This is a genomic window from Sphingobacterium cavernae (assembly GCF_008520265.1).
Classification (GTDB): Bacteria; Bacteroidota; Bacteroidia; order Sphingobacteriales; family Sphingobacteriaceae; genus Sphingobacterium; species Sphingobacterium cavernae.
On record NZ_VIQM01000040.1, the window covers coordinates 241,780 to 267,566 of the forward strand.

The 25,787-nt window shown below is 36.0% G+C and carries 22 protein-coding genes; 14 read left to right on the forward strand and 8 right to left on the reverse strand.

Going from position 1 to position 25,787, the window contains the following annotated elements; translation table 11 throughout:
- The first annotated feature begins 97 nt into the window (after nucleotides 1-97).
- The 4 genes from FLS47_RS08590 to FLS47_RS08605 are packed head-to-tail and all read left to right on the forward strand — an operon-like array spanning nucleotide 98 to nucleotide 2,772.
- Nucleotides 98-370: a DUF2089 family protein gene (locus tag FLS47_RS08590; RefSeq protein WP_149913955.1), complete on the forward strand. Its 273-nt coding sequence runs from the start codon at nucleotides 98-100 to the stop codon at nucleotides 368-370.
- Nucleotides 360-830: a hypothetical protein gene (locus FLS47_RS08595; protein WP_149913956.1), complete on the forward strand. Its 471-nt coding sequence runs from the start codon at nucleotides 360-362 to the stop codon at nucleotides 828-830. Before FLS47_RS08590 ends, FLS47_RS08595 begins: the two co-directional genes overlap by 11 nt.
- A complete protein-coding gene (locus tag FLS47_RS08600) occupies nucleotides 827-1,414 on the forward strand; it encodes a hypothetical protein (protein ID WP_149913957.1) in 588 nt (195 codons plus the stop codon). Before FLS47_RS08595 ends, FLS47_RS08600 begins: the two co-directional genes overlap by 4 nt.
- Nucleotides 1,411-2,772 (forward strand): alpha/beta hydrolase family protein, encoded by a 1,362-nt coding sequence (locus tag FLS47_RS08605; protein ID WP_149913958.1) that lies wholly within the window; start codon nucleotides 1,411-1,413, stop codon nucleotides 2,770-2,772. Before FLS47_RS08600 ends, FLS47_RS08605 begins: the two co-directional genes overlap by 4 nt.
- 40 nt (nucleotides 2,773-2,812) lie before the next feature.
- Here FLS47_RS08605 and FLS47_RS08610 read toward each other — a convergent pair whose 3' ends face one another.
- Both FLS47_RS08610 and FLS47_RS08615 read right to left on the reverse strand, forming a co-directional pair.
- Nucleotides 2,813-3,523: an SDR family NAD(P)-dependent oxidoreductase gene (locus FLS47_RS08610; protein WP_149913959.1), complete on the reverse strand. Its 711-nt coding sequence runs from the start codon at nucleotides 3,521-3,523 to the stop codon at nucleotides 2,813-2,815.
- Nucleotides 3,524-3,525: 2 nt separating this feature from the next.
- Nucleotides 3,526-4,455 carry a lysylphosphatidylglycerol synthase transmembrane domain-containing protein gene (locus FLS47_RS08615; protein WP_149913960.1) on the reverse strand — a complete coding sequence of 310 codons (930 nt, stop codon included), beginning with the start codon at nucleotides 4,453-4,455 and terminating at the stop codon, nucleotides 3,526-3,528.
- A 164-nt stretch (nucleotides 4,456-4,619) separates the two neighbouring features.
- On the opposite strand from FLS47_RS08615, the gene FLS47_RS08620 reads away from it, so the two are divergent.
- Nucleotides 4,620-5,186: a hypothetical protein gene (locus FLS47_RS08620; protein ID WP_149913961.1), complete on the forward strand. Its 567-nt coding sequence runs from the start codon at nucleotides 4,620-4,622 to the stop codon at nucleotides 5,184-5,186.
- Nucleotides 5,187-5,229: 43 nt separating this feature from the next.
- Here FLS47_RS08620 and FLS47_RS08625 read toward each other — a convergent pair whose 3' ends face one another.
- On the reverse strand, nucleotides 5,230-6,402 hold the full coding sequence (locus tag FLS47_RS08625) for a trans-sulfuration enzyme family protein (RefSeq protein WP_149913962.1): 1,173 nt from the start codon (nucleotides 6,400-6,402) through the stop codon (nucleotides 5,230-5,232).
- A 298-nt stretch (nucleotides 6,403-6,700) separates the two neighbouring features.
- Here FLS47_RS08625 and FLS47_RS08630 point away from each other — a divergent pair, with 298 nt between their 5' ends.
- The 7 genes from FLS47_RS08630 to pstB all read left to right on the forward strand — a co-directional run bounded on the left by FLS47_RS08630 (nucleotide 6,701) and on the right by pstB (nucleotide 16,008).
- The gene (locus FLS47_RS08630) at nucleotides 6,701-8,560 is read left to right on the forward strand and encodes an alpha-L-fucosidase (RefSeq protein WP_149913963.1); all 1,860 of its coding nucleotides are present in this window, start codon (nucleotides 6,701-6,703) and stop codon (nucleotides 8,558-8,560) included.
- A 17-nt stretch (nucleotides 8,561-8,577) separates the two neighbouring features.
- A complete protein-coding gene (locus tag FLS47_RS08635) occupies nucleotides 8,578-10,884 on the forward strand; it encodes a glycoside hydrolase family 95 protein (RefSeq protein ID WP_149913964.1) in 2,307 nt (768 codons plus the stop codon).
- Nucleotides 10,885-10,972: 88 nt separating this feature from the next.
- Complete coding sequence (locus FLS47_RS08640) at nucleotides 10,973-12,427, forward strand: hypothetical protein (RefSeq protein ID WP_149913965.1); 1,455 nt, start codon at nucleotides 10,973-10,975, stop codon at nucleotides 12,425-12,427.
- Between the two features lie 244 nt (nucleotides 12,428-12,671).
- Nucleotides 12,672-13,532, forward strand: a complete 861-nt coding sequence (locus tag FLS47_RS08645) for a substrate-binding domain-containing protein (RefSeq protein ID WP_149913966.1) — start codon at nucleotides 12,672-12,674, stop codon at nucleotides 13,530-13,532.
- A 2-nt stretch (nucleotides 13,533-13,534) separates the two neighbouring features.
- Nucleotides 13,535-14,425 (forward strand): phosphate ABC transporter permease subunit PstC, encoded by an 891-nt coding sequence (gene pstC, locus FLS47_RS08650; RefSeq protein WP_149913967.1) that lies wholly within the window; start codon nucleotides 13,535-13,537, stop codon nucleotides 14,423-14,425.
- Nucleotides 14,415-15,272 (forward strand): phosphate ABC transporter permease PstA, encoded by an 858-nt coding sequence (pstA, locus tag FLS47_RS08655; RefSeq protein WP_149913968.1) that lies wholly within the window; start codon nucleotides 14,415-14,417, stop codon nucleotides 15,270-15,272. The genes pstC and pstA overlap by 11 nt, the downstream gene beginning before the upstream one ends.
- On the forward strand, nucleotides 15,262-16,008 hold the full coding sequence (pstB, locus tag FLS47_RS08660) for a phosphate ABC transporter ATP-binding protein PstB (RefSeq protein WP_149913969.1): 747 nt from the start codon (nucleotides 15,262-15,264) through the stop codon (nucleotides 16,006-16,008). Before pstA ends, pstB begins: the two co-directional genes overlap by 11 nt.
- 43 nt (nucleotides 16,009-16,051) lie before the next feature.
- On the opposite strand, the gene FLS47_RS08665 is transcribed toward pstB, so the two are convergent.
- The 5 genes from FLS47_RS08665 to FLS47_RS08685 all read right to left on the reverse strand — a co-directional run bounded on the left by FLS47_RS08665 (nucleotide 16,052) and on the right by FLS47_RS08685 (nucleotide 22,681).
- The gene (locus FLS47_RS08665; protein ID WP_149913970.1) at nucleotides 16,052-17,068 is read right to left on the reverse strand and encodes an asparaginase; all 1,017 of its coding nucleotides are present in this window, start codon (nucleotides 17,066-17,068) and stop codon (nucleotides 16,052-16,054) included.
- A gap of 2 nt (nucleotides 17,069-17,070) precedes the next feature.
- Nucleotides 17,071-17,853, reverse strand: a complete 783-nt coding sequence (locus FLS47_RS08670) for a TatD family hydrolase (protein ID WP_149913971.1) — start codon at nucleotides 17,851-17,853, stop codon at nucleotides 17,071-17,073.
- 138 nt (nucleotides 17,854-17,991) lie between these two features.
- On the reverse strand, nucleotides 17,992-18,975 hold the full coding sequence (locus FLS47_RS08675; RefSeq protein WP_149913972.1) for an FKBP-type peptidyl-prolyl cis-trans isomerase: 984 nt from the start codon (nucleotides 18,973-18,975) through the stop codon (nucleotides 17,992-17,994).
- Between the two features lie 19 nt (nucleotides 18,976-18,994).
- Nucleotides 18,995-20,005 (reverse strand): DHH family phosphoesterase, encoded by a 1,011-nt coding sequence (locus FLS47_RS08680; RefSeq protein WP_149913973.1) that lies wholly within the window; start codon nucleotides 20,003-20,005, stop codon nucleotides 18,995-18,997.
- Nucleotides 20,006-20,053: 48 nt separating this feature from the next.
- Nucleotides 20,054-22,681: an outer membrane protein assembly factor BamB family protein gene (locus FLS47_RS08685; protein ID WP_149913974.1), complete on the reverse strand. Its 2,628-nt coding sequence runs from the start codon at nucleotides 22,679-22,681 to the stop codon at nucleotides 20,054-20,056.
- A 135-nt stretch (nucleotides 22,682-22,816) separates the two neighbouring features.
- Between FLS47_RS08685 and FLS47_RS08690 the strand changes: the two genes are divergently transcribed.
- Nucleotides 22,817-23,206 (forward strand): DUF423 domain-containing protein, encoded by a 390-nt coding sequence (locus FLS47_RS08690; RefSeq protein ID WP_149913975.1) that lies wholly within the window; start codon nucleotides 22,817-22,819, stop codon nucleotides 23,204-23,206.
- Between the two features lie 70 nt (nucleotides 23,207-23,276).
- Nucleotides 23,277-25,754: a replication restart helicase PriA gene (gene priA / locus FLS47_RS08695; RefSeq protein ID WP_149913976.1), complete on the forward strand. Its 2,478-nt coding sequence runs from the start codon at nucleotides 23,277-23,279 to the stop codon at nucleotides 25,752-25,754.
- Nucleotides 25,755-25,787 lie beyond the last annotated feature (33 nt).

Here is a 25,787-nt window from a genome sequence, read left to right on the forward strand (position 1 = left end):
ACGGCTTAATATTTGGAATAAAATATTCAATAATATTAATGTATTGTTTAATATAATTTAATTTATTTTTATATTTGTTTATAAAAATATTATAAACATGAAGTTGCCTGTACAATGTCCTAGTTGTGAAAAAAAACTCAGTGTATCCAAATTGGTATGTCAAACTTGCGAAACTGAAGTTCTCGGTAAATATGGAATGCCTTTATTTATGCAGTTGTCGACGGAGGAGCAGGAGTTTATTTTAGAGTTCTTAGTGAGCTCAGGAAGTCTAAAAGAAATGGCTAATAAGATGGGAAAAAGTTATCCAACGGTTCGCAATAAGTTGGATGATTTGATTGTGAAAATAACAAGTTTGAGAGATGAGAAATAGTGTGTATACAGAAAAACAAAGTTTTTGGACATGGTGGCTTATCTTGTTATTTGTCCTAATATGGATGATGCAGCTACAATCCATATACGTTAGCGATTGGAAGATTGATAATTCCAACTATGTTGAGTTGGGAATTCTTTTGTGTGTTCTTCTATTTTTCTTATTCGTTCGTTTGCATACAGAAATTGACGAAAGAGGAATTAGCATTAAGTTTTTCCCTTTTGTACGAAAGAAAGTCTGGCTTTGGGAAGATATTGATGATCTTTATATCAAAGAATATTCGATCACAGATTATGGAGGTTGGGGTTATCGGGTAGGTAAAAATGGGACAGCCTACAATACAAAAGGCAAATATGGCTTACAATTGTTGCTTAAAAATGGTGCGCGCGTAATGATAGGTACGCAGAATCATGAAGAATTACAGCATATAATCGAAACATTCAGAAAAACGAAATCATGAAAACCTTAACCAATCCGTTTGAAATTTATAGAGAAAGAAATTTACTGATTATAGGTGTGGTATTTGCGATATTGACTGGGTTAGTTTCCAGTTATACCAGTCACTTGCTATTCGGCTCTCTAAAGGTAATCAGCAACCAAAAACAATTGTGGTATGAAGCGATTCTCAATATTGCCATTACATTATTGAGCAATACAATAATGTTGTATGTATTTGCAAGACTGCGTTATGTAAAAACTCGTTTTGTCGATGTGATAAATGTCGTATTGGTTTCTCATCTCGTATTATATCTAATGCTGTGTTTGACGGTGTTGCCTCTTGTGCAAAATGCAGTTACTGCTGTAGAATTGGAAATATTGGATAAGGGTTTTGCAGCTCCAGAACTTTCGAAGGTACATATGATTACCTTGGTAGGTTTTGGTCTAGTTGTGATAAGTCTTTTATTCTATTTCTTCTATTTGCTCGTAGTCGGAATGAAAATTGCAATGAATAGCAAACGTAAACTGGATGTATTCTTACTTATTCTGTTAGTTTTTGTTTGGAATACTATTTTACAATTTTTAAATCCGTTTTTAACGACATGAAATATTTAAGTATAGTTCTTTTTTTAGTACTGCAATCTTGTGTGGGGTTTAGTCAAGATTTGATTGGAATTTGGTCGGGAAAGTTGGATTTTGGCGTGCAAAAGTTATCATTTGTAGTGCATATCAATCAGACAGATGGCAAGTGGATAGCCAAAGCGGACAGCCCAGATCAATCGGCATTTGGAATTCCATTCCAGATTGACGTAAAAGGTGATTCTATCTTTCTAAATAATCCGAAAGGCATTAGCTTAAAACTTAAACATAGTGAGGATGATAAATTAAAAGGTCATTTTTCTCAAAATGGCATGACTATTCCTGTGGTACTTGTAAAAGGTGCTGTGATCATTCAGCCTAAAAGTTCAGTGAAATTTCAGACTCCAAAACCACCTTATGCTTATGATACTGTGGATGTGGTTATTCCCAATATCTATTCTGACATTAATTTGGCGGGAACAATAACTAAACCCAAAGCAAAAGGTAAATATCCAGCCGTCATTCTTGTTACAGGGTCTGGTCCACAAGATCGCGATGAAACATTATTTGGACACAAACCTTTTAAAGTGTTGGCAGATTATTTAACCCAAAATGGAATTATTGTACTACGTTACGATGATCGCGGGGTAAATAAAAGTGGTGGCTCTTTTGAAAAGTCGACGATTGATGATTTCAGTAAAGATGCGTTATCTGCATTGGATTTTTTGAAAAAACAACCAAATGTTGATATCAATAAGATTGGGATTATTGGTCATAGTGAGGGCGGTTTGATTGCAAATTTGTTAGCGGGACAGGGAGTTCCAAATCTTTCTTTTATTGTGACATTGGCTGCTCCTACAATTCCTATTCGGGATTTGATGGTGGAACAATTGTATAGTGTAGGTAAATCAGAAGGAATGTCAGAATTCCAGTTGGCAATGGCCAAGGAAATCAATAAAAAGAACTTTGATGTAGTCAAAAGTAATCTGAATACGGATGAAGCCTATGTGCAATTGAAAAAAAATATGAACATAGTGGAGGAGACTGATAAAAATGCGGCTATTCGAAAAGAAATGTTAACCTTATTAGCTCCAGCTTATCGCTATTTTGTGCGCATCGATCCAACAAATTTTATCAAAAAGATTTATATTCCTGTTTTTGGGGCATTTGGAACGTTGGATGTACAAGTGCCATCTACGTTGAATCTTAGAGGATATTACGATAATCTTCCAAAAAATTCAATGACAGTTCTAAAAGAATACGATGGAATGAATCACTTATTTCAAAGGGCTAATACTGGCAAAGTTTCGGAATATGCACAAATTGATGAAACCATAAATGAACAAGTACTTGAGGATATAGCAGGGTGGATAAAGGGATTGTAAACGAGATTCGCCAATCAAAGTAATGATTGGCGAATCTTTTTTAAGGTGTCGTATTCGATACAGGTAGTATTTTACCGTTGTAGAATTTGCTCCCATTTTGGGCAAATTCAGCTACATAACGACCCATTTCGAAAGCCAAAGTTCCTGCTTCCAAACCTGGAAAAGCAGCTTCAAACATTTCTGTCTGGGATGATCCTAATGCCAAACAATTTACCTTTATATTCTTGTCTTTAAATTCTTCAGCTAGGGATTCTGTTAAGATTGCCAAAGCACCTTTACTTGCCGAGTAAGCACTTAAGCCAGCAAATTTCGATGACCCCTGAAAACCTCCCATACTGCTGATATTCACGATATGCCCTCCTTCTGTCATCAAAGGTGTAATATGTTTAATCATATTGATGTGTCCTAATAAATTGGATTGGAGCATTTGTGCGAAGTCTTCTGTTGAAGTTTCCAAGAACGGCTTATTTATCAGTGCACCAGCATTATTAATCAAAATATCAACTTTGTCAAATTTAGATTTAATGAATGGAACTAGAGAGTCAGCATAATTATCATAAACAATGTCAAATTGTGCTGGGTACAACTTTCCGCCATCAAAATTTAAGTCCGAAGATATTTCGTGCAATCGACGCAATTTGTCAGCAGATCGTGCCAAAGCTATTACATTATTTTCTTTGTTTGACGTCAAATCTAGGACTGTTTCGAAACCAATTCCACTGCTCGCTCCTGTAATAATAATATTTGCCATGATTAAATTTCTTCAGTTTTTTCGTTGTCAATAATTTCTTTTTCTACTTCTTTTGCGGATGGTAATTTATTTTCACCTAATCCTGATGGTCTGAAAATAATATATAAGCCGGGTAGTGAGGTAATTAAAGATATAAAGTAAAAAATCAAACTTATAGTTCCTGCCAATTGGCCGCTCACGCCTAAGTATGTGGCTAGTGCTATCGAAGAGGTGTCACGAACACCTAAGGCACCTCCAATAGATGGAATGATGGCGGTGATGGATGAAATTAAAAAGATCAATAGATGCGGCGAAAATTTGTCTTCGTGATTTAATGCTAATAAAATCAAGATAACAGAAAGGATTTGAAATCCTTGTACGCCCATAGCTTTGATATGTGTCTGCAAAAATCTTTTTGCAAATGGTCTAAAAAATAGAAATAATATATACAAATAAGCTGCACTTCCCATGATTGCCACTGCTACAGTGATATAGTTTGGAATAGCGAAACGAGGCATAAATACCACAAAAGCACAACAAAATATAGCCACAGCCCATAATCCACTCAATCGATCAAAAAACACAGCACTCAGGAGTTTTTTCGTAGGTATATTATATTTTTTCTTTAAGAAATAAACCTTGTAAGCATCACCCCCAACTCCGCCAGGTAGAAAGAAATTGTACAAAAGTCCCAGCCAATATAATTTGATGTTATACTTCTCCGAAAGTTTGAGATGTATAGTTTTAAAAAAACTGTTTAATCGAGAAGATGCAACTAACTGCGAGGTAATATAGCTTAAGAACGCTAGGAACAAGTAGAAGAAGTTGGCATTTATAATGGAATCCTTAAATTCATGGAACTTTAAATTTCTGGATAGCCAATATAATGCAATAACCGTAACCAGTACTTTGAAGATATTTTTTGCTATCTTGAGTATTTTCTGTTGAGTCATATGATAAGGTACATTGCTTGCAAAAGTAAACAATCTCTACAACATTGATTCTTTCGAAATATAAAATTACTTATGGTATGATTTTTGGATGACATGGCCTATTTGGTATACGATTATTTTATATTTGTGTACTAACGTTCAAAATGAAAATAAACAAAATAATTATGCGTAAACATATTCTTTCGATGCTATCCATTTTTACAGCGATAGCTTTATTGTCAAGTTGCGGTGCACAACGCAAAGATGCTGGAACAAATACTAACTCTACATCAAGCGCTGTATCATCTTCAGGACCATCTGCATCGCAGTGGCGCAATGGCGTAAAAGGCACTTGGGTGTTAAGTTCAGTGACACGTCAAGATATTCCACAGTCGTATACGATCAAAAATATTTTTGACGAAGCTCCAGTAGATTGTTTTATTGGTAGTGTATGGAATCTTCCTACAGGAAATTATAAAGGAAGTATTACTTTCAATTCAGCGGGCACATTATGTGCAAATGGAGCTGTCAGAACTATTATTTGGTCAATTTTTAATCCTAAAGATGGTGGAGAACCAGAATTTCAATTTAAAAAATTGTATGCTGGTGATAAAGCAGCGAATGTAACAACAGGTTATCGTTTGGGTTTAATGTTTGCAGATGGTCAGACATTAACCATGAAAATGCCAGTTCCTTTGGATAACGGAACTACTGGACATTTGGTTTTAAATTTTACGAAACAAGCAAATTAATAAGCATAAAAAAACTCCGATTTTCATCGGAGTTTTTTTATGCTTATTTCGTCTTCTCGAGCGCTTGCAAGATATCACCGATGATGTCTTCTTGATCTTCCAAACCAACAGATAAACGTATACTTCCAGGTCGGATACCCAAGTTAATTCGTTCTTCTTCCGAAAGTTTAGCGTGTGTCGTCGTAGCAGGATGTGTAGCGATAGTTCTTGAATCACCTAAGTTGGAGGTATAGCGTATCATAGCTAATTCATCAATGAAACGGAATGCGCGATCTTTTCCTCCTTTTACCTCGAAAGTCACAATACCGCCACCAGCTTTCATCTGTTTCTTAGCTAATTCATATTGCGGATGGGATGGCAAGAACGGATATTTCACATCTTCTATTTCCGAATGCTGTTCCAAAGCTTGAGCTAAAGCCAAAGCATTCGAACAATGTCTATCCATACGTAAGCCTAAAGTTTCCAAGCTTTTGGATAATATCCATGCATTAAATGGAGACATCGATGGACCTGTATGACGAATGAAAAACATCAACTTATTAATCAATTCTTGTGAACCTACAATTATTCCGCCCAATACACGACCTTGCCCGTCCATATATTTCGTAGCCGAATGAATGGATAAGTCAAATCCATAGTGCAAAGGCTTTTGCAAATATGGTGTTGCAAAGCAATTATCGATGGAGAAAATCACATTTGGATGTTTCTTTTTCAAATTACCTAATTTTTCCAGGTCGTATAGTTCCAATCCTGGATTCGAAGGTGATTCCAAGAAAACGATTTTTGTGTTTGGCTGAATAGCTTTTTCCCATTCTTCCAGATTTGCAGAATTAACATAAGTGAATGATACACCCCATTTTGGAAATTGCTGTGTCAGCAATTGATGCGTAGAACCGAAAATTGCACGACTGGACACTATGTGATCGCCTGATTCAATAAATGCAGCGAATGACGCAAATACTGCTGCCATACCTGATGAGAATGCCAATCCAGCTTCCGCATTTTCCAGTGTGCATACACGATTAATAAATTCAGTGGTATTGGGGTTAGCGTAGCGCGAATATACCATGCCTTCTTCTTCTTCGGCAAAGATGGCTCTACCTTGCTCTGCACTTTCAAAAATGAAACTTGAAGTTAAATATAAGGGTACAGAATGCTCGCGAGTAGCCGAACGTGGCACTTGCTCACGTATTATTCTGGATTGATCTTTTTTCATAACAGCCGTAAAGTTAACTATTTGTTGTTTGAAAATCTATCAAAATAGTCGTGTTTTTTTAAGTTTTTTTTATAAATTAATAAACTATTTTTTTGATACTGTTAAATCGCTGTCTTACTGGTTTTTTAATGACTATTTAAATAATATTATCTTTCGAGGCTTATAAACTTAATTTTTTAGGGTAATATAGTTTATTTCAGTGATAAATTAGTGTATCAATTATTTGCCATAGCATTGTATTTTAGTAAAGTATTAATATGTTTAATTCGTTGAATTAAGCACAAACAATTTATAAGCCATGAAGACTCTTCCTTTTATTTTAGCAAATAGTTTGTTTGTTTTGCAATTAAGTGCACAGCAAGCACCAAAGCCATATGGTGCATTACCATCAGAACGTCAACTCAAATGGCATGAGATGGAAACGTATTGCCTCATACATTTTACGCCGACAACATTTCAAGATAAGGAATGGGGGTTTGGTGATGCTGATCCCAAAATTTTTAATCCTTCAAATTTTGATGCCAATCAGATCGCTAAAGCCGCAGCATCAGCTGGGTTTAAAGGATTAATAAGTGTAGCCAAACACCATGATGGATTTTGCTTATGGCCTACAAAAACTACCACATACAGTATCGCTAGCTCGCCGTGGAAAGATGGTAAAGGCGATATGGTGAAAGATTTTATGGAGGCTTCGCATAGCAATGGGATGGCATTCGGAACTTATCTTTCTGCCTGGGATCGAAATGATACCCGGTATGGCACAGCAGCATATACCGATGCATACAGAGCGCAATTGACAGAATTAATGACCAACTATGGGGAATTATTCACTTCTTGGCACGATGGCGCAAATGGTGGTGATGGATATTACGGCGGTCGAAATGAAAAACGTACGATAAATTCGGCAACATATTACGAATGGGAAGAAAAAACCTGGCCTATCATCAGACGCTTGCAACCGATGGCTTCCATTTTTTCAGATGTTGGCCCAGATATGCGTTGGGTAGGTAATGAGCATGGATTTGCAGCAGAAACTTCTTGGGCTACCATTACGCCTAAAGGAAAAGACGGTCAAAAGCCTATGCCTGGTTCAAGTACAGACCCTTCTAATTTACCATCGGGTGACCGCAATGGTAAATATTGGATTCCAGCAGAATGTGATGTTCCTCAAAGACCAGGTTGGTTCTATCACAAAAACCAAGATAGCAAAGTAAAAACACCAAACCAGTTATTTGAAATTTATTTGAAATCTGTAGGACGCGGTGCAAATATGAATTTGGGATTGGCACCTATGCCAGAAGGAATTTTGCATCCCAATGATGTGAAATCATTAAAATATTTTGGAGAAAAACTTGATAAGACGTTTGCGACTAATTTAGCGACTGGCGCAAAAGCTACTTCGAAACAATTGCGTGGTAAGAGTGCTGAGTTTGCTTTAGCAAATATCTTTGATGGCGATAGATACAGTTATTATGCGCCAAAGGATAATGTGCTAAACCCTGAACTTGAAATTACGTTGGATGGGGAAAAGGAATTTGATCTTATCCGTATCCGAGAAAATATAAAATTAGGTCAACGTCTAGATTCAGTAGTTGTTGATACTTGGAAGAATGGTAAATGGGAAAAATTAGCTTCAGCAACGAGTATTGGTGCAAATAGACTGATTAAGTTGTCTGAGCCAGCCAAGGCATCCAAATTGAAAGTTAAACTTTATGCACCTGTTGCGCCAACATTAAGTGATTTTGCATTATTCAAAGAGTACGATGAGGATTTTAGTTATGATATAATCGATGCGGCAGATCAAAAAGAAAAATCAGAATTCAAAGTTATTTCTGATAATATAAAATCGGATGAAGTGCTTATTAGTGTTTATTCAGAAGAATTAATTTTTGAATTGCAAGGTCAAATTTCTTCATTGGGGTATATGCCACGACAAGATGGTAAAAAAGAAGGAATAGTCCAACGTTATGAAATTTATGAAAGTCAAGATGCGAAGAATTGGGTAAAAATCAGAACAGGGGAATTCTCCAATGTTTTATCTAATCCTATAGAGCAAGTTGTTGTATTTGATAAACCAATCAGTTCGAAGTATCTTAAATTTGTCGCAACGAATATGACTTCTGGATTTACGTATCGTAATTTTTCATTTTATAAATAATAACTACCTATCTACCGATGAAAACGCTATTTGTTATTTTACTTTTATTAATGCAAGTTAAAGTCCACGCACAAGAATTGAAAATGTGGTACGATAAGCCTGCTAAGAGGTGGGAGGAAACCTTGCCATTAGGAAACGGCTGGATTGGTATGATGCCAAACGGAGGGATTCAAGAAGAAAATATTGTCTTGAATGAAATCTCTATGTGGTCTGGAAGTTACCAAGACGCCAATAATTATAACGCTTACAAACAAGTAAGCACCATTCAAGAGTTATTAATTCAAGGTAAAAATGACGAAGCAGAAAAATTGGTCAATGCCAATTATGTATGTATAGGCGCAGGGTCAGGATACGGTAATGGGGCAAAAGTTCCTTATGGCTGTTTTCAAAATCTAGGGTACCTTAACGTTAATTTTTTAAATGCGAACAAAGGTGCAGGTTACAAAAGAGAATTGGATTTGAGTACAGGTATCGCTAGTGCACAGTACAGCATGAGCGATACAAGTTTTTCGCGTGAGTATTTTGTTTCACAAGATAAAAATATTGGTGCAATGAAATTTTCGTCCAATAAGAAAAAAGCACTCAGTATTGCGCTTCATTTTTACCGTGATGAAAATGTAAAGTCACATGTTGTAAATGGAAATACGATCTTAGTTGAGGGTAATCTACCAAATGGATATGGTGGAGATGGATTGCGCTATGCCACGAAATTTTTAGTAGTCAATAAAGGTGGAAAAGTGACTAACCACGATAATCAAATCATTGTGAAAGATGCAGATGAAATTGTCGTTTATTATACCGCCTCAACAGATTATTACGAACATGATCCTACAAATGCAGTCAATACAATGTTGGCAAATAAATTGGATTACAATAAGCTGAAAAATGCACATATTCGCGCATACAAAGAAGTATTTGATCGTGTGAAATTATCAATTCCTGATGAAAATCCGAAGCATACCATTCCTACTGATAAAAGGTTAAGTAATTTCTATACAGATCCTGCACAAGATAATGGTTTAGCTGTATTGTATTATCAATTTGGACGTTATTTGACGATTTCAAGTACAGCACGTAATTCAGACAAAGCACTACCTCCAAATTTGCAGGGCTTGTGGGCGCATGAGATTCAAACACCCTGGAATGGAGATTATCATTTGAATGTGAATGCACAAATGAATCATTGGGGAGTAGAAGTGAATAACCTCTCAGAATACCATAAGCCATTTATTCAGTTGATCAAACGAATAGCAGGAGAGGGGCATAAAACTGCAAAGGCATATTATAATTCGCCAGGATGGGTTGTCTATATGATGACTAATATTTGGGGATATACTGCACCAGGTGAACAAGCTTCTTGGGGCGCAAGCACAGCATCAGGATGGCTATGTAACCATCTATGGGAACATTATATGTTTACTGAAGATAAAGAATATTTAAAAGAAGTATTTCCTATTTTGAAAGGAGCTGCTCAATTTTATAAACATACAAATGTATTTGATCCAAAAACAAGACAGTTCGTTACTTCTCCATCTGTATCACCTGAGAATCGATTTCGAATGCCAAATGGCAAGGTTGCATCTGTAGTGATGGGGCCAACAATTGACAATCAAATTGTTCGTGAGTTGTATCAGAATGTGATTGCAGCGGATTCGATCTTACAAATTAATGATTCTTTCACGCGAGTTCTGAGGACAGACTTGCAACATATTCCCCCAGCAGTAGTAGTGAGTAAATCAGGTAGAGTGATGGAATGGATGGAAGATTATGAGGAAGTGGAACCTACGCATCGTCACGTATCTCATTTGTACGGACTATATCCAGCGCCATTCATTTCCCCAATTACGACTCCCGAATGGGCTGATGCGGCTAAGAAAACATTAGAAGTTCGTGGAGATGGCGGAACTGGTTGGTCCAGAGCGTGGAAAATATTGTTTTGGGCGAGATTGCACGATGGCGATCATGCGTTGGAAATTCTGCGTCAATTGCTAAAGCCTGCTATTAACGAGCAAGGCAAAGTTTCGGCTGGAACATACCCGAATTTATTTTGTGCTCATCCACCATTTCAGATTGATGGTAATTTTGGCGGATCAGCTGGTATAGCGGAGATGCTGGTACAAAGTCATGATGGATTTATACATCTTTTACCAGCCTTGCCTCAAGCATGGTCTGAAGGTAATGTAAAAGGACTTCGTGTACGTGGAAATAAGACTATAGACGTCGTTTGGAAGAATAATAAAGTCGTCGATTATAAAGTTTACGGTAAGAAAGGTGAATCAGTAAATGTTCGCGTAAACCAGATTATTGAAAATAAAATTCTATAAAATTAAATTTTGTTATTTTAAATTAATTATGTAGATTTAATGGTAGTAACTAACTATTTATCACATATTAATTTAAAATAACATTTTTATGAAAAGTCTATTTCACTTGAGGTATAGACTTTCATTTTTAATCATCTTTATTTTAGCTATTTCATGTAAAAAGGATTCTTACGTTGATGAAGAAAATGAATTAGTCTTTCCAGTTAATTTTACATTCACAAATTTCAAAAGCTCCTCCAGCTATTTGAAAAGTGCGTCATCGAAGCAGAATTTGTATGCTTCATCACAAATTCCCGCAAATTATAGCGAAGGCTATATTTATTTTTGGAGTTTTAACAATGAAACGTTGACACCCGATATCAAGTATTCAAAATCAGCTAATCCTTCTATCACTTATAACGATGATAAATCCATTACTTGGGGTGCAGGAATTGCTTTTGAAAATTATCCAGCTGGAAGAGCTTCAAATTTTGCAGGTCCTAAACAAATACTTATTAAACTTCCTATCAAGGATGTTCTTTCTATTAGTAGATTAGGATTTGATATGACTGGATCTGCCATGGGACCTAAGGATTTTGAAATGTACTATAGCTTTGATGAAGGTGATAACTACCACGAACTTTCTATGGTTAATCAGTTTGGCAATCTCGCTGCTAATGGAAAAAATTCTTTTACTTATAATTTGGAAGAATTAGAGCTATCTGGTGAGGAGCTTTGGATACGTATTAGTCCGAAAGCAGGAGATCGGACAGGTGGTAGTGCGTATAATGAATCTACGGGAATGTTGAGAATCGACAATTTACATTTGGTAGGTATAGCACCAACTTCTAATGAAGGTTTTGCAGTTAATCAATTTTATTACTACTTATTTCATAAGACTAACAGGATGATTTTCAAGGGCTATACTGATGATATTAGCAATTTGAATGTTCAACTTCAATTGCCAATGGGTGAATACGACATTTTCTTTGTATTGAATAGTTCCGATGAAGAATTGATTGTAGCGCCTGATATTGTTAAGGCTTCTGATGTGTACATTTCAAATAATTTTTCTAACAAGGATGCTGAGATATATGGGTATTCTGGTGTGTTGGAGGTTACAGGAAACATGTCCATAAATATTGTACTACAGCGTATGTATAGTCAAGTTAAAGTGGAATTTACAGATATTGATTTATCTACAGTGAAATCAATTGTTGTGACCCAGGTCCACGAGCCATTTTTCTATAGTCCATTTACTACGGATATACTGAATCCGATTCTTGATCAATCTGGTTTCATGATAGAAGAAGATTTTCAATCAAATAAACAGATTGTTTTTAATCAATTTATGGGAATTATTGCCGAAGGCAATCCTATTAAATATTATATCACTGTATTCGGAGAATCAGACGTTTTACGAAGTTTTGAAATCAGTAGTGCCATGAAAAATAATATACAATTGGTATTCAGAGGTGAATTATTAGAAGGTGCATCTAAGAATGTTGCCTTTCAAATCACGAAAAACGAAACTTGGGATGGCGAAAATGAAGTTAGTTTTTAGTCTGTATAATTAAATTAACTAGTTAGGGAATAAACGTACATTGTTTATTCCCTTTCTTGTTCTTGGTAATATTATATTAAAGATTTATTAACTTAGTGTTGTCTGAGTAAGGTTCTTTCTGTCAGTGTTTTACCTTTTAATGTTGTTGTCTGCTGGCAAAAATATTACAGTTTGCGTGTGTCATTAACATTATGTTAATATTAGATTAATGGTTTATTTATACGTACGCTGCAATTTTGTACCGATGAATAAAATCACGACATATTATATCACATTCGGGACTTTATTAGCAATCCTGATTTTAGCTGGCTGTACGGATAAGAGTCACTCTATCAAGATGAAAGGCTCCGATACGGAAGTCAACTTAGCTGTAAATTTGGCTGAGAAATTTACTGAAATCGATCCTGAATTTAGTATTGCTATCTCTGGTGGTGGGTCTGGCTTAGGTATAACATCCCTGTTAAACGGTCAGGCTGATATTGCTAATTCTTCTAGACCATTATCCGAGGAAGAAGTTGAACAATTCAAAAGTAAAAATATTGAGCTTAAAACGGTAGTATTTGCAGAAGATGCAACTGCGGTGATTATTCATAAAGATTTGCCATTAGAGGAAATTGATTTGGAGACTTTGGGGAAGGTGTTGGATGGAACAATTGAAGATTGGAATGAATTGTCTAAAGTAAACATGCCAATAAATATATACGGTAGACAAAGTAGTTCTGGAACGTATTCTTTCATGAAAAAGAAACTGAAAATTGAATTTGCCCCTAATGCAAAGGAGATGACAGGTAATGCACAGATTATTGAAGGTGTGAAGGCTGATAAGTCAGGTATTGGTTACGTGGGAGCGGGTTATTTGTCTCCTGATTCGGAAAACAAACAGGGTGTTAAAGTTTTAAAGATTAAAATGACAGCACAAGATACAGCGTATTCTCCTGTAGATCCATACGCTATCAATAATAATTTGTATTACTTCCAGCGTCCACTTTACCAATTCATTCTTGCATCATCGTGGCACAAGGTAAAGCCTTTTATCGATTTCGAATTAGGTAAAATAGGTAAAGAAATAATCCGCGATCACGGATATTACATCAAAGAAAATTAAATATGAAATATCAAGCTCGTTTATCTTTAGATATCGTCTTTAAGTATATCTTCAAAATCACAGGTTTGCTCGTATTGGCAGCATTGGGGGGGATTTTGGCCATATTGATTTATAATTCATTTTCCTTCTTCTTAGATGTCAAGCCTCTTGATTTTATCACTGGATTAGAATGGAATCCTACAGGAAAGTTGCCTCAATATGGTATGTTGCCTCTAATTTTGAGTACGACATTGGTAACTTTTGGTGCCATGCTTATCGCTATTCCGTTAGGAATAGGTACTGCGGCATTTATATCGGAATACGCCAGTCCTAAATTGAAAACCTTCTTAAAGCCAGCAATTGAGATGCTTGCTGCAATTCCTTCTGTAGTTATCGGTTTCTTAGGAATTGTTTTAGTAAGTCCAGGTATTGCGGATTTAGCGAATTTACCAAATGGTTTGAATGCCTTAAATGGTGCTATTTTATTAGCTGTAATGGCGTTACCAACTATTATTACGGTTGCAGAAGACGCTATCCATGCTGTTCCAAAAACATATAAAGAAGCCAGCTACGGCGTAGGTGCCACCAAATGGCAGACGCTATGTCGTGTAACCATACCAGCTGCTGCACCAGGCATTATTGCGGCAATCATGTTGGGAGTCGGTCGTGCTATTGGTGAAACAATGACGGTTTTGATGGCAACAGGTAACGCTTCATTATTGCCAGAAGGTATGTTTGATTCGGTAAAAACAATGACAGCAACGATTGCTATTGAGATGGGAGAGGTTCCTTACAAGACTACGCATTATTTTTCATTGTATGCTATTGCTACTGTATTGTTCTTTATGACGCTAGTTGCGAATTTGGTGGGCGAGTTTTTCATTAATAGATTTAGAAAGTATCATGCAGCGTAAAAGATTTCAGTTCACTTCCATCATTGAATGGGGAACATTATTAATAACCACAGGATTAGTCTGTTTCTTTTTAGTGCTTATCCTTTGGGAGATTATTTCTCAAGGAGCAGGATCTCTTTCATGGTCTTTCATCAGTGAAGTTCCTAGAGAAGGAATGACAAAGGGAGGAATTTTAACCCCAATATTAGGTACGGTTTTATTGACCTTATTGACGGCTTTATTCTCTATTCCTTTTGGTGTTTGTTGTGCTATATACTTGAATGAATATGCTGAGGATAATTGGTTGACCAAAACAATTCGTGCCGCTATCCGTAATCTATCTGGAGTACCTTCAATTATCTATGGTTTATTCGGATTAGCTTTGTTTGTACAGGCATTACAGTTAGGTACTTCTATGTTGTCCGCTGGTCTTACATTGGGATTATTGTCATTACCGTACATCATCACAACGACGGAAGAAGCATTGATGCGTATTCCTGCAAGTACCCGTGAGGCTGCATTAGCGGTTGGTGCTACAAAATTAGAAACAATAAAAGATGTTGTATTGCCATCGGCAATGCCAGGGATTTTAACAGGGGTTGTTTTGACATTATCTCGTGCGGCAGGGGAGACAGCGCCGATATTATTTACAGGAGCGGCATTTTATATTAATGGTATAGGTGGGACAGTGGATAATGAGTTTATGGCGTTGCCATACCATTTGTACATGCTTTCTACACAGCATCAATCTATCGAAGAAGTAAGACCAATTGCATATGGTACTGCTTTAGTATTAATAATCGTTGTCTTCTTATTGAATTTGACAGCATTTTATATTCGTTATAAATACAGAAAAAATGAAAACTAAGTTATCAGCTGAGAATTTACATATTAGCTTCGGCGCAAAAGAAGTACTTAAAAACATCAATGTATCATTTAATGAGCATGAAATTACGGCATTGATTGGCCCTTCTGGCTGTGGTAAAAGTACGCTATTACGTAGTTTCAATAGAATGCACGATTTGTCTCCTGATGCAAAAATTACAGGGACATTAAAGCTGGAAAACCAAGACTTGTACGATCGTTCTATTCCGGTTACGGAAATAAGAAAGCGAATTGGTATGGTATTTCAAAAGGCGAATCCATTCCCAAAAAGTATTTATGAAAATATTGCTTACGGGTTGAAAATAAATAATCTACCACACGGAAAAGATGTAATCGAAAAAGCATTGCGTGAAGCTTTTCTTTGGGAAGAAGTGAAAAATGATTTGAAAATGCCAGCTACACGTCTTTCAGGTGGTCAGCAGCAACGTCTTTGTATCGCAAGAGCAGTGGCATTGCGTCCAGAAGTGATTTTAATGGATGAGCCATGTTCGGCATTGGATCCGGTGAGCACACTTAAGATTGAAGATTTAATAACACACTTGAAAGAAAAATATACGATTGTAATTGTGACGCATAATATGCAGCAAGCACAACGTATAGCCGATAAAACAGTGTTTTTATATTTGGGTGAGGTGAAAGAAGAAGGAAATACCTACGATATATTCAACAATCCTAAAGAAGAAATGACCTCAAATTACATTAAAGGTAATTTCGGATAGTAAACCAAAGCGCCACAACTTTAAATTGTGGCGCTTTTTTCTGCTAGTCATTAATAGTTAACTCACCTCGAATATCTTTTTCTATCCAATAGGCTACAGCATCTTGATCAGCTAATTCGCCTTGCAAGTACATAAGTTTGGTCACAGCAGCTTCAAAAGTCATGTCGTATCCATTGAGTACTCCAATTGCCTTAAGACCTTGGCTAGTTTCATAACGACCAAGTTCAACAGATCCTACGCTACATTGGGATATGTTCAGAATGTTTTTTCCTGATTTGATTGCATCACTTAATAAATCCAGAAACCATTTTTCGGTTGTTGTATTTCCCGAACCGAATGTTTCCATCACGATGGAGCGCACATCAGCATCCAAAATAGATTTTATAGTAGAGGCACTGATTCCAGGGAAAAGTTTGAGTACTGCAACTTTGTTATCGACTTGATTATGACAAATAAACTCTTTGTCCGAATTATTCATCAACGCTTCAAAATTGTATTTTAAATGTATGCCAGCTTCTACCAAAACAGGGTAGTTTGGAGATCTGAAAGCTTCAAATTTTGCGGAGTTGTATTTGAAAGATCGGTTGCCACGGAATAATTTATTGTCAAAAAGAATGCACACTTCCTGCACAATAGATTTTCCATTATGTTTGGCACTGGCAATTTCAAGTGCTGTCATCATATTTTCGCGGGCATCGGTACGTATTTCACCAATAGGTAATTGCGAGCCAGAGAAAATCACTGGTTTTTGAAGACCTTCTAACAAAAAGCTTAAAATCGATGCCGAAAATGCCATAGTATCCGAACCATGTAAAATTACAAATCCGTCATATTCATCATAATTGTCTTTGATGATTTGTGCCATTTCAATCCAAATCTCTGGTGTCATATTCGACGAATCAATAATAGGATTGAACGAATGAACTGTTAATTGATAGTCCAACCGGCTCAAATCTGGAAGGTTGTTTTTGATTAATTCAAAATCAAAAGGCACAAAAGTACCTGATTCATCTTGAACCATACCGATTGTGCCGCCTGTGTATATGATGAATATTTTCATTGCTAAATACCAAAAATGTCTTTAGAATTTTGTGTTGTTATTCTGGCTACTTCGTCTATGCTTATTTCGTGTATATCTGCAACTTTTTGCGCAACATGAATTAAATAAGAACTCTCATTTTCTTTACCTCTAAATGGAGAAGGAGCTAAATAAGGTGAATCGGTTTCTAAAACGATATGTTGCAAATCAATGTCTTTCACAACAAGATCTAAACCTGCTTTTTTAAACGTCACGACACCGCCAATTCCCAACTTAAAATCAAGATTTATAGCCCGCTGCGCTTGTTCTAGTGTTCCTGTAAAGCAGTGAAAAATTCCAAATAATTTGTCGTCATTCATGTCTTCCAATACCTCAAAAATCTCATCAAATGCTTCACGACAATGGATGTCAATTGGTAAACCTAATGATTTAGCCCAATTTATCTGCGTTCGAAAAGCATCTTGTTGCCAGGTCAATGTACTTTTATCCCAATACAAATCAATACCAATTTCTCCAATAGCGTAAATCTTTTGATTTTCGATAGCTTTTTCTATTGTTGAAAGTTCCTCTTTGTAATTTTCTTTTACACTACAAGGATGTAAGCCAAGCATAGGAAAACACATATTCGGGTATGTTTGTACAGTTTCCATAACTTGCACAATAGATTCTGTATCTACATTTGGAAGAAATAATCGCTGAATATTATTTCCGATACATCTTTCGATTTGCTCTTGCATTTTATCTGTTCCGATATGATAATAGGCGTGAGTATGTGTATCTGTAAGAATTTGATTTGGTATTGTCATGGCTAAATAAAGCTGTAAAAGTAATAAATTGTTAAAATAGAATTTGTTTTAAAAAGAAAAAACACGATTTTGATAACAAAACCGTGTTTTTATTTTGATAATTATAATATATCACATGATATATTATATATAATTTTTCTAGTTAACAGGAGCTGGAGCTGTTGTTGCAGCAGAATCCGCTTTAGGAGCAGTACCTTTGATTACATCAACTAATTCAACTTCAAAAACAAGAGGAGCAAATGGAGGGATACCACCTTGAGGTGCACCGTTAGATCCATAAGCTAATTTTGAAGGAATAATCAATGTCGCTTTACCACCTTTGTTTAATAATTGAAGACCTTCAGTCCAAGCAGGGATAACAGGATCCACACCTAAAGCAAATTTGATAGGCTCAAATGTACGCATTGGATTAACAGGAAGTTTTGCTTTATCTGCTTCTTCTTTAATAGAAGTATCAAATACTTTACCATGTGTTAATTTACCTACATAATTTACTTTTACTGTGTCACCGATAGCTGGTTTTGCACCTTTTCCTTCTTCAGTGATTACATATTGTAAATCAGTAGCTGTTTTCTTAGGTTCTAATTTGTTGTCTTTAACGTAACTTTCAAGTTTACCAGCTTCCGCTTTTTCTAAATTAGCGATTAATTCTTTGTAATATTTGTCTAATTCTACGTGTGCGATTGAATCAGGCAATTCAGCTTTTTTGAAATGCTTTCTAACTTTAATAGTAAACGTTAAGAATTTGTCACCAATAGGAAGTTTTGGTTGACCTGATTTAGCCGCCATTGTATCTAAGTTAAGACGGAATACTGCACTATCACCTTCACCTAAATATTTGAACATTGATGAATAACTGCCTTTGTAGTTACCAGGGATTGTGTCCGATACAATGTTTACATATTGAGGTAAACCTAAGTCATATGTACTTTGAATTAAAGAGTCATTTCTATCCGATTTAACGATCATATCCACAAATAAGTGGTCGCCATCTGCAGCTTTAACAGCAGCTTCGTCTTTTACGATTTTATACTCAAGACCGCCGTCTCCTTTTTTAAAATTTTGGCATGAAGTAGCGAACAAACCTACTGCAGCAGCTAATACAAAAATTGATTTTTTCATTTTATTGATTAATACTTATTTACTTTATTAATAATTCTGAATATTCAGGTAATATTGATTTAAATTTGTTTACAACGGACGATAAGTCTTCAGAAGAGCTACCCCCAGAAGCATTTAAATGTCCACCCCCATTGAAATATTTTTTACATATCTCATTACAAGGGATTTCACCAATCGAACGCAAAGATAGTTTAATTAATTCGGTTCTGTCAACTATTAATGCAGCTAGTCGAATTCCTTTTATAGATAATGCATAATTCACTAAACCTTCTGTGTCTCCAGTAGTTACATCAAATTGCGCTAGATCTTCTTTCGAAATAGCAAAAAGAGCTGTATTGTATTCTGGAATGACTTCTAAACAGTTTAACAAACAGTAGCCCAAAAACTTTAATCTACGTTCTGTAGCACTGTTGTAAATTTGTTCGTGAATTTCCCAGTTTCTTGCTCCAGCGTCAATTAAACTCGCAATAATATGATGAACTGCTGCGGTCGTCGATCGGAAACGGAATGACCCTGTATCGGTCATGATACCTGCATAAAGACAGGTGGCTATATCCGCATCTACTTGCGAAGCTGATTGGCATACCTCGGCTATGAATGTATAAATTAATTGTGCTGTTGCGGCAGCATTAGAATCCCAATATGTCAATTGCGCGAAATCTTCGGGGTCCAAATGGTGATCAATCATCCATTTCTGTCCTTTCGCGTTTGATATAATAGGCTCTAAAATATTGGTGCGAGACAAAGCACTGTAATCAAGACAGAATATGATCTCTGCATTATCAATTAATTCTTTAGCAAGCTCCGGTTTCTCTGGATAAATAATTACATCCTGACGACCTGGCATCCAATCCAAAAATGATGGGAAATCCGAAGAAACGACCACCGAAACATCGTGATTGTTCTTTTTCAACCAATGATATAGGCCTAATGAAGAACCTAATGCATCACCATCAGGTTTATGGTGCGTCGTAATTGTAATTCGGCTAGGTTTGGTCAGTAAATATAAATTCTCTTCTCCTTGTAACATATCTTTATTAAGAATACAAACGTACAAATAATTCGTCTCTACGTAAAATTATTTTTGATGCTTAAAAGCATACAATTTCTTGTCTCTGCGCATACACAAAAGATATGTATCACTGTTGTAATTTATCTTGCCATAATAGAATAGCGGTTGACCTTCAACAGGAAATCCATCCATCAGTGTTCCAGTATTTCCAAAAAGATACAGCAAATTGGTAGCTTTCGAAGCTATACCTATTTGATATTCGTTAGAAGTCGGTGTTTTGAAAAATTGGGGTTTATCCTCTATATCTTTAGTAAAATGGAATTCGAACATTGGCTTATACGAATTTGTTTCATAGGCGCTGAGTTTGTTTCGCGCAATCAATGTAAATTTATGAGCTGATGATCCACTGATATTTTTAAATGCACCGAAATATTTATCTACATGTTGTTCGATTTTTATTTCAGATAAAATTTTGTCTGAATTAATTCTATACAACGTTGAATTATTATCAAAAGCTAAGATTTCGTATGAATTGTTTCCAATATCTACTACGCCGATTTGTGTCTTGAATACTACATCTCCCGGAATATCAATCTCTTTTTGTAATGACCCATTATTATTTAAAAAATATACGCGACCATAGGAAGTACCAACGACATAGTTGGTTCCTGCTTGTTGTACAGCACCTAATATTGTCCCATCGAAACTCTCATCTTTCCAATCTGAAAGTCTGTTTCCTTCCAAATCAAATGCATAAATAGAATTTTTGGATGTAATCAAAAAAATGTTTTTATCATTCCATTTGGAGATCAGCGGTTCTGCAATTGGGTCTTCTGGAATTCCTGCTGAAAATCCTTTTAATGTTTTTCCAGAAGTATCAATTCGATACAACCTGTTACGGTCTGTGACAAATACTATGCTGCGATCGGACATTTGCTGCATTTCACCGACGATGCGTCCAGATATTACAGTAGACCAAAGTTTATTTCCAGATGGATGTATCGCATGAAGTGTATGATCTAATTCTTGGATCAAAATCATCTGGCTCGTATCGGATTGTTCGAAAACATGGGGAGCAGTGATCGCTCTGTCTTCTAATTGGTAAGTCCAATCTGGCGTACTTCCAAGAGCATTCTTGCTTTTATATAAGGCATAGATTTGAGAAGAAAAATTGCCATTATTTCCGGATAACTGAACTGACCAAGAATAGAAATCTTGAAAACCAAAGTTTTCTTTATCCCTAAAGTTTGCTTGGTAATGACGAGGTAATGAATTCAATATTTTCGAAAAAGCATTTTTGTTGTGCACAAATAAAGTCACATTGGCATCGTTTCCTTGCAGTTTTTCAAAATTTTTGAAACCCAGCGTTCCGGTCAATAAGTCTTTCCTCCGAAAGTCATTTAGGTAATTCCTTAATTCATTGCTTGAATTAGAAATTACCAACACATCATCCACTCGTGAGACATAAGGACGAGACATATTTTTGAATGGTTCACCATAAAGTGCATATAAAATATTCCCATTTCTAAAACGATAAATATCATCACCTGCATCTTCCAATATTCGATTGGCAATTTCTTTCCAAGCTGAAGTATCGTTTATTCCTGCATATGCAATATGTGTTTGATTAGTTTGTTCAACGAGTGCGAAGCTATTATTCAATGCGGAAGGTAGCTTGCTCAGGGATGAACTGCTATCGGCTAAGGATTGCAAAGTTGATTTTAGTTTTTCAGTTTCATCACGAGCTTCAAAATATTCCTTTAAGTCAGCTTTAAATTTTGAATAATTACTGACGCTATATTCCATAAAGACAGAAGTATTAGCAGGGAAATAATTGTATAATCGTTGTGTTTTCTTCGCTTGATTTCGAAATAGAGCGATATAATTTTTAGCAGATTTTTCAACTTCACTTTCTCCGGTCAACATCAGCGCATCTTGCTTGAAATTGATATTCCACGCCGATTGTCCTTCTAATCCTACAAATTGATCAGAGAAAATCCCTTTTTCACGTTGTTGAAAATGTTTTATAATATTTGAATATTGCTGATGCGGGAAATAAACACTTAAAGGTGTATTTTTTGAATTATTTGAAATGAAATAATCAATTTGATTTTCCGAAAGCTTAGGTTTACTCTTATCCAGTACCGAAATTAACGTGCTTTTAGCGTATGAGGCAAATATTACCTGTTGATAATATGTCGTATACAATGTCGAGTCAGGATTTCCAAAGCTTAATGCCGTAATTTTTTGTCCTAAAGTATCTGAGGTGGTAATTTTAAAAGATTGACTGTATGTCTGCATTAAAGCTGTTAAATCACTTTCCTCAATAGTATGTGATGTTGGAACGGTAAATAACAGATTTAACGAATTCGCCTCGGGATGAAATGAAATATAAACATCTTGATTTTCGATAAACTCATACAATGCCTCATGGCGCAATATTTGATTTTTATATTTCTTAATCAATTGCATTTCTTTTTCGCCAAGCAATGCATCGAATAGGTCAAAATCTTTAAAAATATTATCCGTTATCTCGTCATTTTTGATTGATGCAATCAGAAATGTGCTTTCAGGAAGATACTTTAGCGGTTTTAAAGAATTATGTTGCTCTTTGTTAATATCACGAAAGTAATAGATAGAAGCCGCAATCACCCCAATAAATAACAACACCGTAACAATGATCGTATTCCTCATTTTACAAACCTAATTATTTCCGATTTCGAAATGAAACGAAAGCGATAAAAACATTGGTATCTGTCGTATATTAGTTCGTATTTTTTGTACATTTATGACTGGAATTAACTGAAATTATTTTTTGAATCGTAATTAATGAATAAGCAAATCATTCTAACAGCCTCATTTTTTGGAGTTATAGCTGTGATTTTGGGGGCTTTTGGTGCTCATGGATTAGAAGGCAAAATCAGTGAATATCATATTGATACCTGGAAAACGGCGAATCAATATCATTTCTACCATACTTTAGCTTTATTATTTTTATCTACTTTTTCACGTGCAAAAAGTCAGTCTATTCGTGTTTCCTTTATCTTTTTTACCATAGGGATTTTGCTATTTTCTGGTTCATTATACTTATTGAGTGTACGTGAATTGTTGGGAATTGAAAAGGTTTCAATTTTAGGTCCTATTACTCCGTTGGGAGGCTTATGTTTTATTGTAGGATGGATAGGTTTGTTTATTGCGGCATTGAAGAATAGAGCATAATACCATTTACGTCCAAAATATTGAGCCTCTGATAATCGCTATCAGAGGCTTTTTCTTTACATTTGTGTATATGTCGAGCCCAGATTTATTTGCAGAACGAAAAACTTTTTTTGTAGAGGTCATCTTACCATTGGCTATCGCCAAAACGTATACCTATCGCGTGCCGAACGAGCTGAATGAAAAGATTGGTATTGGTGTGCGCGTGATTGTACAATTTGGTCGAAATAAGGTTTATTCTGCTATCGTAAAAGATGTGACGACAGATCCGCCTGAAAAATATGAGGCTAAGTATATTTTGGATGTCGTGGATGATCAGGCTATCGTGGATGAAGGTCAATTGAAGCTTTGGGAATGGATAGCAGATTATTACATGTGTTATTTGGGTGAAGTGATGCAAGCTGCTTTGCCTGCAGCCTTAAAGATGGCATCTGAGACTAAAATTATAGCTGTAGATAATCAGGAATTGGATCGATCGGTATTATCGGACAAAGCTTTTTTGGTATTGGATGCATTAGATGTGGCGGGCGAATTGTCTGTTGGGGACGTTTCTAAGATTCTCGGGCAAAAATCTGTTTTTCCTTTGTTGAAATCATTATTTGAAAAGGGTTTTATACAGATTTCGGAAGAAATAAAAGAACGATACAAACCAAAAACTAAGGCTTACCTTCGATTAGCTGCATTGTATAATGATTCAGAAGGAAAAAGATTATTGTTAGATAGCTTAAATCGCGCGCCGAAACAACAAGATGCCGTTCTCGGATTTTTGCAATTAGCAAAATCGCAAGAAGATATTACGCGTCAGGATTTGATGGAGGCCACAGCTTGTGGTGCAGGTGCAATTACAGCGTTGATCGATAAAGGTGTTTTTGATGTAAAAGAAAAAGTTGTTAGCCGTTTCCAAGGTATTGATGTGCTGTTGACAAAAGATTTTACATTTAGTGAGACACAACAAAAGGCTTTCGAATCGATAAATCAACAATTTGAGCAAAAGGATGTAGTCCTCTTGCATGGTGTCACAGCATCAGGGAAGACACAGATTTATATTCGGATGATTGAACAGGCATTGACTTCAGGCAAAAATGCATTGTATCTTCTGCCTGAAATTGCATTGACTACACAGATTACAGAAAGACTAAAACTCCATTTTGGCAATGATTTGGGGGTTTATCACTCCAAATTTAATGACAATGAACGAGCAGAAGTGTGGCATAAAGTTATTAAGAATGAGTTCAAAATAGTTATTGGTGCGCGTTCGTCGGTGTTTTTACCGTTTCGTGATTTGGGGTTAATAATAGTGGACGAAGAACACGAAAACTCATATAAACAATATGATCCAGCGCCGCGTTATCATGCGCGTGATACTGCGATCTATTTGGCACATTTGCATCATTCAAAAGTGTTATTAGGCTCGGCTACACCTTCTGTCGAAAGTTATTATAATGCTAAAGCCAATAAATATGGGTTGGTGGAATTGTTGCAACGATTTGGTGAGGCGCAATTGCCCGAAATAGAAATTGTCGATATTCCTGAAGTTTCGCGAAAAGAAGAAATGCATTCATATTTCAGCGCAAGTTTGTTGAAAGGAATAGAAGAAGCTGTCGCGAAAAATGAGCAAGTTATTTTATTCCAAAATCGTCGTGGTCATACACCATTTGTGCAATGCAGTACCTGTGGCTATGTTGCGAAATGTGTGAATTGCGATGTAAGCATGACGTATCATAAGACTTCTGATTTGTTGCATTGCCATTATTGTGGACATTCCGAGAATACCGTAAATGTATGTCCAGCTTGTGGACTACCGCATATGGAGAGTAAGGGTTTTGGAACGGAAAGGGTAGAGGAGGAGTTAGAGATTTTGATGCCTAATCTACGGATTGGACGTTTGGATTTGGATTCTACGAAAGGTAAATATGGTTTCGATCGTATTATTTCGGCTTTTGATGATCATGAGTATGACGTGCTAATTGGTACGCAGATGGTAGCGAAAGGATTGGACTTTGGTCGTGTGAGTCTGATCGGGATATTGAATGCAGACACGATAATTAATTTTCCTGAATTCAGGGCTTATGAACGAGCTTTTTCATTATTTTCTCAAGTAGCAGGTCGTGCTGGTCGTCGTCAAAATCAAGGGAAAGTAATCATCCAAACTTATACGCCGAAGCATCGTGTGATTGAACAAGTCGTGAATCACGATTATAGCGGTATGTTTATGCAGGAAGTGACCGAACGTAAGAACTTTGCCTATCCGCCTTTTTATCGTATTATCAAAATTGATGTTAAACATCCCGATCAGCAGCAGACTTTAGATTCAGCCCAGAAATTGGCTAATCTACTGAGAGCTTCTTTGGGAAATAGGATTTTAGGACCAGAACCACCGTTGGTTTCTCGCGTCCGAAATCATTATATACAAATCATTACATTGAAAATCGAACGTACGAATATCAGCATCAATAAAGTGAAAGAATTGATACGTACAGCAATATTGCATTTCGAACTGGATAAACATAATGCAGGTGTGCGAACGGTAATTGATGTAGATCCGTATTAAATAGAAAGAGCGAGGCTTATCTCGCTCTTTTGT